Below are 9,934 nucleotides of genomic sequence, written 5' to 3' on the forward strand. Positions count from 1 at the left end.
CGATGGAGGCACGCAAGCCGCCCGCGTTGGAGATCGCCACGTCGATGCCCTGATCCTTCACCCGGTCCAGCATCGCGTCGGAGACAAGGTTGCCCATCGCACATTCCTGCGCGCGGCAGATGTCACGGCTGCCTTCGATGGTTTCCGACGTCTCGGCCACGACCTTCTGGCGCAGCTCCTCCAGCGGGGCGGCGCGTTCGGCCACCAGATCGACCGTCGCCTGATCCTCTTCGACAGAGGCATCCAGCAGGATCGGATCGCCGGAGATCGAGGTCACCTCGCCTTCGTCGTCGAAGGTGACGTTCAGCTCGCCCAGATATTTGCTGTAGGCATAGGCCTGCACGATCGGCACGTCGTTGACCATGGTCGGGTAAGCGCCCTCGGCCCGCTCTTCGCTGTTGCTCAGAAGCGTGTGGGAATGGCCGCCGACGATCAGGTCAACCCCGGTCAACTCCTCGGCCAGCCGCTTGTCGCCCGCCAGCCCGATGTGGGTGAGCAGGATGATCTTGTTAACCCCGTCCTCGGTCAGCGCGTCGATCTCGGCCTGTGCCGCATCCGCTGCGGGGGAGAAGATCACCTCCGCCCCGGGCGAAGAGGTTTCGGGCGTGTCTTCGGCAAGGACAGAAACGATGCCGATCCGCTCCCCACCAACCTCAACCACGGTGGATTTGCCGATCTCGCCCTCCAGCCCCTCGACGCCGCTCACGTCGATATTGGCCGAGAGCACGGGGAAATCGACCTGTGCCACGAAATCGGCCAACCCCTCGGGGCCGTCGTCAAACTCGTGGTTGCCCACGGCCATCACGTCATAGTCGAGCTTCGACATGAACTCGGCCGCCATGTCACCCTTGTAACGCGTGTAGAAAAGCGAGCCTTGGAACCAGTCGCCCGCATCCAGCAGCAGGTGGTTCTCGCCCGCGCGTTCGCGTGCGGCTTCGATTGCGGTGACCATGCGCGCGACGCCGCCAAAGCATTTGCCCTCAGCATTATCCTCGGCGCTGCAGGGGCCGTCATATTTGCTGATCGGCTCGAACCGGTCATGGAAATCATTGGTATGCAGAATGGTCAGATTATACTCTGCCGCCGCCATGCCGCTGGTCAAAGCCAGCGCAGCGGTCGCGGTCAGGAATCGTTTCATGATAGTTCCCCTGTTGCTTGTTATGCCGGTATCGTGGCGCGGGGTTTGGCCCGTGTCAAAGGTCATATGACCTGCCCTATGGTCACCCGCGGGTCTTGACCCCGCCCCGCCCGGCGGGCATCAGAAGCCATGCTGATTTTCAAGATATTCCGCGCAGACGAATGGGCTGCGCTGCGCAAGAACGGGGTCTCGGACGGGGCGCCGATCGATGTCACCGATGGCTTTGTGCATTTCTCCACCGCCGAACAGGCGGCGGAAACCGCAGCCAAACATTTCAAGGGGGAGGACGGTCTCTTCCTGCTCGCGCTAGAAGCCGACGCTCTGGGCGATGCGCTGAAATGGGAGCCCTCGCGCGGCGGCGCGCTTTTCCCCCATCTCTACCGCCCGCTCAAACTCGAAGACGTGGTCTGGGCGCAGCCTCTGCCGCTGGTGGATGGCGTGCATGAATTCCCCGCAGGATTGGGCGAGGCCAGCAAATGACGCCGCTCTTGGAAAGGCTGGGCTTGCGGGCGCTGCACCGGGTCGATCCCGAAGCGGCGCACGGTCTGGCGATCCGCGCGCTGCGGGCGGGGCTTGCGCCTGCGCCGGGGCCGCAGACTTCGGCGCGGCTGCACACCACGCTTGCGGGGCTGGACCTCCCGAACCCTGTTGGGCTGGCGGCGGGGTTTGACAAGAACGCCACCGCAATCGCCCCCCTCTCCCGCGCCGGGTTTGGCTTTGTCGAAGTGGGGGCCGCCACGCCCCTGCCCCAGCCCGGCAATCCGCGCCCGCGCCTGTTTCGCCTGACCGAGGATCGCGCCGCGATCAACCGTTTCGGCTTTAACAACGAGGGGATGGAAGCGATCTGCGCCCGGCTTTCGCGCCGGGGTGCGGGGGTGCCGGTGGGACTGAACCTTGGTGCGAACAAGACCAGCCAAGACCGCGCCGCCGACTTTGCCCGCGTGATGACCGCCGCGCGCAATCACGTCGATTTCGCGACGGTCAATGTCTCCTCCCCCAATACCGAGAAGCTGCGCGACCTTCAGGGCAAGGCGGCGCTCTCGGCCCTGCTCGAAGGGGTGATGGACGTGCGCGGCGCCACGCCGGTTTTCCTAAAAATCGCCCCCGATCTCAGCGAAGCCGAGATTGAGGATGTGGCCGAGGTTGCCCAAAATTCGGGCGTTGCTGCCATCATCGCGACCAATACCACGCTTGACCGCACCGGCCTTGCCAGCGCCCATGCAGCTGAGGCGGGCGGTCTGTCGGGTGCGCCGCTGTTCGACCGCTCGACCCGCGTCTTGGCGCGGCTGGCGGGGCTGACGGATATTCCGCTGATCGGCGTCGGCGGGGTGTCGGACGCGCAGACCGCCTATGCCAAGATCTGCGCGGGGGCCTCTGCCCTGCAACTTTACACCGCGCTGGTCTTCGGCGGCCTCGGGCTGGTGCGAGAGATCACCACCGGGCTGGATGCACTCTTGGCCCGCGACGGTTTTGCCAACGTGGCTGAGGCCGTGGGCAGCAAACGCGAGGATTGGCTATGATCACCCTATGGCATAACCCGCGCTGTTCGAAATCGCGGCAGACGCTGGCGCTGGTCGAAGCGGCGGGGGTGGAAGTAACCCTGCGCCGCTACCTCGAAGACGCGCCGACCCGGGATGGGATCATCGCCGCCCGCGACGCCCTTGGCCTGCCTGCGATCAAGATGATGCGGACGGGCGAAAGGCTGTTCAAAGAGTTGGGCTTGACCAAGAACAGCCCCGAAGAGGCCCTGATCGACGCCATGGCCGCCCATCCGATCCTGATCGAACGCCCCATCGCTTTTAGCACTGGCCGCGCCGTAATCGGCCGCCCGCCCGAGGCGGTGCAGGCGCTGCTCTAGCCCGCCGCGCGCTCCAACGCCGGGTAGCGCAGCGCCAAGGTGATGCCGCGCACCACGAAGGACACCAGAAGCGACATCCAAAGCCCGTGATTGCCCAGGCTCGGCACCAGTGCCAGCGCGGTCACGGCATAGATCAGAAACGACACGAGCATCATATTGCGCATGTCGCGCGACCGCGTGGCGCCGATGAAGATACCGTCGAACATATAGGCCGCACAGCCCAGCAGCGGCGCCGCGACCATATAGGGCAGATAGACCCGGGCGAGGTCTTGCACCTGCGGGGCCTTGGCCATCAGATCGATGATCGCGCCGCCGCTGGCGGCAAAGACCACCGCCAACAGCAGGCTGACCAAGAACGCCCAGGCGGAGGTCAGCACCGCCCCGCGCCGCAGCACATCACGCTGCCCCGCGCCGTAAGCCCGGCCAATGATCGCCTCGGCGGCGAAGGCGAAACCGTCCAGCCCGTAGGAGGTGATCATCATGAATTGCAGCAGCACCTGATTGGCCGCCAAGGTCACATCGCCCAAGCCCGACCCCATGAAGAGGAAGGAGACAAAGATCGCCTGCAACAGAAGCGAGCGGATCAGGATATCGGTGTTCACCTGCATCATGCGCGTCCAGCGCGGCCCGTCAAAGACCTGCGCCCAATCGCGCCACGCCACCCCTGCGAAAGCCGCGCGGCAGAACCACAGGCCCAAGGCCGCCCCGCTCCACTCCGCGAGAAAGGTGGCGATGGCGACGCCTTCGACACCCCAACCGAGGCCCAGCACAAACCACAGATCCAACAGAATGTTCAGCCCGTTCATCCAGACCTGCAACACCAGCACGGCGCGGCTGCGCTCCTGCGCGATAAGCCAGCCGGTGATCGCATAGATCGAGATGGCAGCGGGCGCAGACCAGATGCGGATCGCCATATATTGTCGCGCCAGCCCCTCAACCTCGGGCGATCCGGGAGCGATTTGGAACGAGGCCCAGAAAAGCGGCCATTGCAGCGCCATCAAGGCCAGCCCCGCCCCCGCGCCGATCAAAAGCCCGCGCGTCAGCAATGCGGCGACCTCGCCCTTTTCGCCATTGCCCGCCGCCTGCGCGGTGAGGCCCACGGTGCCCATCCGCAGAAAGCCGAAAACCCAATAGAGCGCCGAGAGGATGATCGCCCCCAGCCCCACCGCGCCGATGGGGGCGGCGGCGCCCATCTGCCCCACCACGCCGGTATCGACCGCGCCGAGGATCGGCACTGTGGCGTTGGAAATGACAATGGGAACCGCGATCTTGAGCACGCGGCGATGGGTCACCACATCACGCGCCGCCAGCGTGCCACGCTCAACCGCGCGCACCTCTGCCTCGGTCAGCGGCTCCGTCTCTGATTGCGACTCAGCCACGCCGTTGCGGCATCAGGAAATGGCCTGTGGCCTGCGCGAAAATACGGCTGCGGTTGTCCTGCCATGCCTCGACATGGACGCTGGCATAGCGCCGCCCCGACCGGTTGATCCGCGCCCGCGCATAGGCATCGCGCGGCAGGCCCGACCGCAGGTAATCCACGGTGAAATCGATCGTCTTGGGCAGCCGCGCCAAGTGGTCGGCATCCAGATTGTCCAGATCGAGCGCGCCGCTTTCCATGTCCTCCCAGATCAGCCCCCAACTGAGGGTGATGATCGCGGTCGCCTCAAGAAAGGCCGCCGTGGCCCCGCCATGCAGAGCGGGCAGGATCGGGTTGCCGATCAGCTGCTCGGAAAAGGGCATGATGCCGGTCAGCTCATCACCACGGCGCTCGAACTCGATGCCCAGAAAGCGAATATAGGGCACGCCTTCGACCATGGCGCGCAGCACCCCGTCGCGGCGTTGTTTGATGACCTGAACCGGCTCCGGCTTGCGACGTGTGGTCATGTGTGCCCCTCCACGGTGAAAGTGCCGGTTGCCGTGGCGACAAGGTTGTCGGCGTCCTCATCTGTTGTCGTGGCCCGCACGAAGGCGACCGAACGGGTGACGTGATAGCAGGTCGCGCGGGTGATGATCGTCTGCCCCGGTGTGGCCGCGCGCAGATATTCGATCCTAAGATCCATCGTAGCGGTGGCCGCCGGGTTGCTCGGGTGGCTCATCACCGCAGCTCCGCAGCAAGTGTCCATCAGCGCCGAGACCGCCCCGCCGCTGATCACCCCGGTCTGCGGGTCGCCGATCAGCTTGTCATCATAGGGCATGGTGATCACGGCAGAGCCATCGCCCAACTCCTGCAACTCCATCCCCAGTGCCATGGAATGGGGCAGCGCCTGAATGAACTGTCGCGCCAGCTTTAATTTGTCGGACATGCAACCCAACCCTCTGCCTCTGGTTTTGTCCTTTATCAGGGCGAGATAGCCAAAGGGCAAGACCGCCTGTTGCGCATCCCCGCGCGTGACCATAGTTTGCCGGAAGGGAGAAGATGCTTTGGACGATGAACGCCTGACATTCAAAGAGATGTGCGCGGCATTTGACGTGACGCCACGCACGTTGCGCTATTACGAGTATATCGAATTGCTGCAACCGCACCGTGAGGGGCGCTCGCGTTTCTATGGCCCACGCGAACGGGCGCGGATGAAGCTGATCCTGCGCGGCCGCAAGTTTGGCTTCGCGTTGGAGGACATCCGCCAGTGGCTGTTGATCTACGAAAAAGAGGGGACCGAGGCGCAGATGCGCACTTGGGTCACCATGGCCGATGGTCAATTGGAAGAACTGGCCGAGCAGCGCCGCCAGTTGGACGAAGCCATGGCGGAATTGCAAAAGCTGCGCGACGACACTGCCGCGGCCATCGCCTCGGACAAGGGCTGAGCGGCAGGCTCAGCGGCTGTTGCGCTGCGCCAACTGCCCGATGAGCATCTGCAAATCCGCCGTGATGCGGATCAGATCGGACACCACATCCGCGCTCGCGTCTCCGGCCAGATCGAATGCGCCGTTTTCGATGGTCTCGGACGCGCCTTTCAGCTCTGCAACCACGCGCGCGCGCGTTTCTGCCACGGAACCGTTTTTAGCCCCGCTACCTGTCTGCTCTTGTTTTTCTGACATGCACCGTGCCTCTCTAGGTCGAGCGCCCGCTCCTACAGCCCCCACGACGTGGGGTCATGTCACGCAGTCACGCGACAGCGACGCAAGGTCAACCTTGCCCTAGGGCGCGCCCTCTTTCGGGCGGCGCAGCAGCCCGGCGCCGAGCCCGCGAATGGCGGCGGTCGTGCGGTCATTCACCTCAAGCTTGGAGAAAATCCGCCGCACAATCGTATCGACTGTATGAGGCGAAATCCCAAGTATCTCGGCAATGACCCCGTTGCTCTTGCCGGTGGCGATCCATTCCAACACCTCAACCTCGCGCGGGGACAGGCCGAAATCACGCGGCGATTGGCTTTCGGCCAAGGCGCAATAGCGCAGATGCGCGATCTGGGCGGCACTGAGAAGTTTGTACAACGCCCCCGGGGCAAACGCGCCTGTTTCGCGGCAAAGCCCAGCCCCACCACGGCGGAATCCCCGCCCGGACCATGTACCCTGAGCGAAATGCCATCATTCGGATAGCGCCGCATCAATCCTTTCATATAGAGGCCTTCCGCAGAGGTAAGCCGCGCCGTGCGGGCCACATCCGACCAGTAGATCGGCATCACCTGCTGCCGGGCCAGCGCCTCCACCGGGCTTTCGCGCAGCTTTTCCACATCCAAAAACTGCGAATGCCACTGCGCCCCTACCGCGCCCTCGCCGTCGAACCGATAAAGGATCGCGGGCGCGCCGGGGCTGTCCCCGTGATAGCTGACCAGATCGATCTCAAACCGTTGAAAATAGCCAAGTCCGCAGGCCAGAATGCCCGCCGCACTCGTGGCGTTCTGCGCGCAGTGGACCAGCCCGTCTAGCGTCTTCGGCCCATTTTGATCGAAGTTTGCCATCTCCTACCCGTTTTGCTGCCCAGCGCCATGGCGGCGGCACGCGCCCGATCCTCTTTCAAACCTAAAGGAAATTTCCACGCTTATAAAGTGACGCAACGTATCACTTACGTCAACGTCAGCTCCCATTGTATCAGCAGGGTCAGCCCCCAACTGAAGTCTCGAAACGACGATTGGAGAGTGATGAGATGACCGCCGACACGCTGACCATTCGCCAGATGTGCGACGCTTTCGAAGTGACCCCCCGCACCCTGCGGTTCTACGAAGCGAAAGAGCTGCTCTTCCCATTGCGCGAGGGCCAGAAACGCCTGTTCACCAAAAGCGATCGCGCCCGGCTCAAGCTGATCCTGCGCGGCAAGCGCTTTGGCTTCAGCCTCGAAGAAATCCGCCAGTTGCTCGACCTTTATCATATGGGCGACCAGCAGCAGACGCAGATCGCCGCGGCCTATGAGATTGCCCGCGCCCGTCTGGCCGACCTCGAGTCGCGCCGCGAAGAGCTGAACGAGGCCATCGAAGACCTCAAGGACCAGTTGAAATGGGGGGAAAAGATGATCGCCTCCATGAACCAACCCCGCCGCGCCGCCGAATAACCCCGGCGACGCCGCCCCTCACATCCATAAAAAGACGACCCGGAGAGCAAAGATGCCCAGTTACACAGCCCCCACCAAAGACCTGCAATTCGTTCTGCACGACGTGCTGAAGGTGACCGAAAGCAAGACCCCCGGCTATGATGAGCTGGAGCCAGATTTCACCTCCGCCATCCTCGAAGAGGCGGGCAAGCTCACCTCCGAAGTGCTCGCCCCGCTGAACGTCGTGGGCGACAAGGAAGGCTGCCGTTTGGAAAACGGCGTCGTCTACACGCCCAAAGGGTTTAAGGAAGCCTTTGAAAAGGTGAAAGAAGGCGGCTGGCCCGGCCTCGACATGCCTGAACAATACGGCGGGCAGAACATGCCCTACGTCCTCGGCACCGCCGTGGGCGAGATGTTCTCCGCCGCGAACCAGGCTTTCACCATGTACCAAGGGCTGACCCATGGCGCGGCCTCCGCAATCCTCGCCCATGGCACCGACGCGCAAAAGGACACCTACCTGCCCAAGATGGTCTCCTGCGAATGGACCGGCACCATGAACCTGACCGAGCCGCATTGCGGCACCGATCTGGGTCTGATGCGCACCAAGGCGGCCCCGCAGGAAGACGGCAGCTATAAAATCTCCGGCCAGAAGATCTTCATCTCCTCCGGTGAGCATGACATGGCCGACAACATCATCCACCTCGTGCTGGCCAAGATCGAAGGCGGGCCCGAGGGCATCAAGGGCGTGTCGCTCTTCATCGTGCCCAAGTTCATGGTCAACGAAGATGGGTCTTTGGGGGAGCGCAACGGCGTCTCCGTCGGTTCCATCGAAGAGAAAATGGGCATCCACGGCAACTCGACCTGCGTGATGAACTACGACGGTGCCACCGGCTATCTGCTGGGGACCGAACACAAGGGCATGCGCGCCATGTTCACCATGATGAACGAAGCCCGCGTTGGCGTCGGCATGCAGGGTCTGGCTCAGGCCGAGGTGGCCTATCAAAACGCGCTGGAATACGCCAAGGACCGCCTGCAGGGTCGTGCCGTCACCGGTGCCGTCGCCCCCGAAAAGCCCGCCGATCCGCTGATCGTGCATCCCGACATCCGCCGTTCGCTGATGGATCAGAAAAGCTTTGTCGAAGCCGCCCGTGCCTTCATCCTCTGGGGGGCCACGATGATCGACGCGGCGCACCGCGCCGAGGATAAGGACGCCGACGGCCTCGTGTCGCTGCTCACCCCGGTCATCAAGGGCTTCCTGACCGACCAAGGCTACGACATGACCGTGAAGGCGCAGCAGGTCTACGGCGGCCACGGCTATATCGAGGAATGGGGCATGTCCCAATTCACCCGTGACGCCCGCATCGCACAGATCTACGAAGGCGCCAATGGCGTGCAGGCGCTTGACCTCGTGGGCCGCAAACTGGCGCAGGACGGCGGCAAGCACGTCATGGCTTTCTTCGACCTCGTGAAGGGCTTCATCAAGGACAACGCAGGCCAAGACGCCGAATTCGACGCGGCCTTCCTTGAACCCCTGAAGGCGGCCAGCAAGGACCTGCAATCGGCGGGCATGTACTTCATGCAGAACGGCATGAAGAACCCCAACCACGCGCTCGCCGGGTCCAATGACTTCATGCATATGTTCGGTCATGTCTGCCTCGGCCTGATGTGGGCCAAGATGGGTCTGGCGGCGAAAGAAGCATTGAAGAACGGCAGCGGCGACGCCACCTTCTACGAGACCAAGCTGGCCACCGGCCGCTACTATATGGCGCGCCAACTGCCCGCCACGGCCCTGCACCTGACCCGCATCCAATCGGGCGCGGATACGGTCATGGCGCTTGAGGCCGCAAACTTCTAAAACGGGGGGGTGGGGGCAAGCCCCCCACCCTGCCCAACACCCGGAGAGACCATGCCCAAACGCTTCCGCCTGACCCGCCGCTTCCCTGTCGCCATGACCGAGGAAGGCTACCGCAGGCTAAAGAAGTTCAGCACCGACGCAGGTCTTGATGAGGGGGAAGCGCTGTCGTTCCTGTTCGAGAATTTCAACTCGGTCATGAACGAGGAAAACCTGATCGCGCGGCTGCGCCTGTTCAACGCCGAACTGGACGCCCGCAAACGCTGAACCCTTGGGGAGGGGGCCAGAAGATGCAGACCAAAACATCCAGTTGGATGACCGAAGAACACCAGATGATCGCCGACATGACGGCGCAGTTCATCAACACCGAATGGGCGCCGCATTTCGAGAAATGGCGCAAACAGGGCCAGATGGACCGCGACACATGGGCGCAAGCCGGGGAACTGGGCCTGCTCTGCCCCTCGGTGCCCGAAGAGTACGGCGGCGCTGGTGGCGATTTCGGCCATGAGGCGGCGATCCTGATCGAAGGCTCCCGCGCCAACCTCGCCTCCTGGGGCCACGGCATCCATTCCGGCATCGTGGCGCATTACATCCTCGCCTATGGCACCGAGGACCAGAAAAAAA

The 9,934-nt window shown here is 63.4% G+C and carries 14 protein-coding genes; 8 read left to right on the top strand and 6 right to left on the bottom strand.

Features of this window, described 5'->3' with window-relative positions; genetic code table 11:
• On the bottom strand, positions 1–1,138 hold a 1,138-nt coding region (locus FCK22_RS12315), incomplete at its 3' end, for a metallophosphoesterase (protein ID WP_136720459.1).
• 129 nt (positions 1,139–1,267) lie between these two features.
• On the opposite strand from FCK22_RS12315, the gene FCK22_RS12320 reads away from it, so the two are divergent.
• Genes FCK22_RS12320 through arsC form a run of 3 tightly spaced genes read left to right on the top strand, consistent with a single transcriptional unit; the run spans position 1,268 to position 2,996 of the window.
• A complete protein-coding gene (locus FCK22_RS12320; RefSeq protein WP_067261180.1) occupies positions 1,268–1,618 on the top strand; it encodes a DUF952 domain-containing protein in 351 nt (116 codons plus the stop codon).
• The gene (locus tag FCK22_RS12325) at positions 1,615–2,658 is read left to right on the top strand and encodes a quinone-dependent dihydroorotate dehydrogenase (protein WP_067261182.1); all 1,044 of its coding nucleotides are present in this window, start codon (positions 1,615–1,617) and stop codon (positions 2,656–2,658) included. Before FCK22_RS12320 ends, FCK22_RS12325 begins: the two co-directional genes overlap by 4 nt.
• Positions 2,655–2,996 (top strand): arsenate reductase (glutaredoxin), encoded by a 342-nt coding sequence (gene arsC / locus FCK22_RS12330; protein WP_067261185.1) that lies wholly within the window; start codon positions 2,655–2,657, stop codon positions 2,994–2,996. Before FCK22_RS12325 ends, arsC begins: the two co-directional genes overlap by 4 nt.
• On the opposite strand, the gene FCK22_RS12335 is transcribed toward arsC, so the two are convergent.
• Genes FCK22_RS12335 through FCK22_RS12345 form a run of 3 tightly spaced genes read right to left on the bottom strand, consistent with a single transcriptional unit; the run spans position 2,993 to position 5,299 of the window.
• Entirely contained in the window at positions 2,993–4,330 is a 1,338-nt protein-coding gene (locus FCK22_RS12335) for an MATE family efflux transporter (protein ID WP_197470803.1), read from the bottom strand. The genes arsC and FCK22_RS12335 overlap by 4 nt on opposite strands.
• Before the next feature lie 37 nt (positions 4,331–4,367).
• Positions 4,368–4,880: a PaaI family thioesterase gene (locus FCK22_RS12340; protein ID WP_067261189.1), complete on the bottom strand. Its 513-nt coding sequence runs from the start codon at positions 4,878–4,880 to the stop codon at positions 4,368–4,370.
• A complete protein-coding gene (locus tag FCK22_RS12345; protein ID WP_067261213.1) occupies positions 4,877–5,299 on the bottom strand; it encodes a PaaI family thioesterase in 423 nt (140 codons plus the stop codon). The genes FCK22_RS12340 and FCK22_RS12345 overlap by 4 nt, the downstream gene beginning before the upstream one ends.
• 118 nt (positions 5,300–5,417) lie before the next feature.
• Here FCK22_RS12345 and FCK22_RS12350 point away from each other — a divergent pair, with 118 nt between their 5' ends.
• A complete protein-coding gene (locus FCK22_RS12350) occupies positions 5,418–5,798 on the top strand; it encodes a MerR family DNA-binding transcriptional regulator (protein ID WP_067261191.1) in 381 nt (126 codons plus the stop codon).
• A 9-nt stretch (positions 5,799–5,807) separates the two neighbouring features.
• Here FCK22_RS12350 and FCK22_RS18935 read toward each other — a convergent pair whose 3' ends face one another.
• Both FCK22_RS18935 and FCK22_RS19315 read right to left on the bottom strand, forming a co-directional pair.
• Positions 5,808–5,984 carry a hypothetical protein gene (locus tag FCK22_RS18935; protein ID WP_156505595.1) on the bottom strand — a complete coding sequence of 59 codons (177 nt, stop codon included), beginning with the start codon at positions 5,982–5,984 and terminating at the stop codon, positions 5,808–5,810.
• Between the two features lie 147 nt (positions 5,985–6,131).
• The gene (locus tag FCK22_RS19315; protein WP_136720450.1) at positions 6,132–6,425 is read right to left on the bottom strand and encodes a helix-turn-helix transcriptional regulator; all 294 of its coding nucleotides are present in this window, start codon (positions 6,423–6,425) and stop codon (positions 6,132–6,134) included.
• 652 nt (positions 6,426–7,077) lie between these two features.
• Here FCK22_RS19315 and FCK22_RS12365 point away from each other — a divergent pair.
• The 4 genes from FCK22_RS12365 to FCK22_RS12380 form a co-directional block, all read left to right on the top strand.
• Positions 7,078–7,479 (top strand): MerR family DNA-binding transcriptional regulator, encoded by a 402-nt coding sequence (locus tag FCK22_RS12365; RefSeq protein ID WP_067261195.1) that lies wholly within the window; start codon positions 7,078–7,080, stop codon positions 7,477–7,479.
• Positions 7,480–7,531: 52 nt separating this feature from the next.
• Positions 7,532–9,313: an acyl-CoA dehydrogenase C-terminal domain-containing protein gene (locus FCK22_RS12370; RefSeq protein WP_067261197.1), complete on the top strand. Its 1,782-nt coding sequence runs from the start codon at positions 7,532–7,534 to the stop codon at positions 9,311–9,313.
• Between the two features lie 51 nt (positions 9,314–9,364).
• Entirely contained in the window at positions 9,365–9,577 is a 213-nt protein-coding gene (locus tag FCK22_RS12375) for a hypothetical protein (protein WP_067261198.1), read from the top strand.
• Between the two features lie 23 nt (positions 9,578–9,600).
• The coding region (locus tag FCK22_RS12380) for an acyl-CoA dehydrogenase family protein (protein WP_136720460.1) at positions 9,601–9,934 on the top strand (334 nt) is incomplete at its 3' end.

This window comes from Sulfitobacter sp. 15WGC (assembly GCF_005068605.1).
GTDB classification, from domain to species: Bacteria; Pseudomonadota; Alphaproteobacteria; order Rhodobacterales; family Rhodobacteraceae; genus Sulfitobacter; species Sulfitobacter faviae.

Excerpts from the sequence above, each read along its gene's own strand:
- FCK22_RS12320 (WP_067261180.1), top strand. The coding sequence starts at position 1,268 with ATGCTGATTTTCAAGATATTCCGCGCAGACGAATGGGCTGCGCTGCGC.
- FCK22_RS12345 (WP_067261213.1), bottom strand. The coding sequence starts at position 5,299 with ATGTCCGACAAATTAAAGCTGGCGCGACAGTTCATTCAGGCGCTGCCC.
- FCK22_RS12325 (WP_067261182.1), top strand. The coding sequence starts at position 1,615 with ATGACGCCGCTCTTGGAAAGGCTGGGCTTGCGGGCGCTGCACCGGGTC.
- FCK22_RS12370 (WP_067261197.1), top strand. The coding sequence starts at position 7,532 with ATGCCCAGTTACACAGCCCCCACCAAAGACCTGCAATTCGTTCTGCAC.
- FCK22_RS12340 (WP_067261189.1), bottom strand. The coding sequence starts at position 4,880 with ATGACCACACGTCGCAAGCCGGAGCCGGTTCAGGTCATCAAACAACGC.
- arsC (WP_067261185.1), top strand. The coding sequence starts at position 2,655 with ATGATCACCCTATGGCATAACCCGCGCTGTTCGAAATCGCGGCAGACG.
- FCK22_RS12365 (WP_067261195.1), top strand. The coding sequence starts at position 7,078 with ATGACCGCCGACACGCTGACCATTCGCCAGATGTGCGACGCTTTCGAA.
- FCK22_RS12375 (WP_067261198.1), top strand. The coding sequence starts at position 9,365 with ATGCCCAAACGCTTCCGCCTGACCCGCCGCTTCCCTGTCGCCATGACC.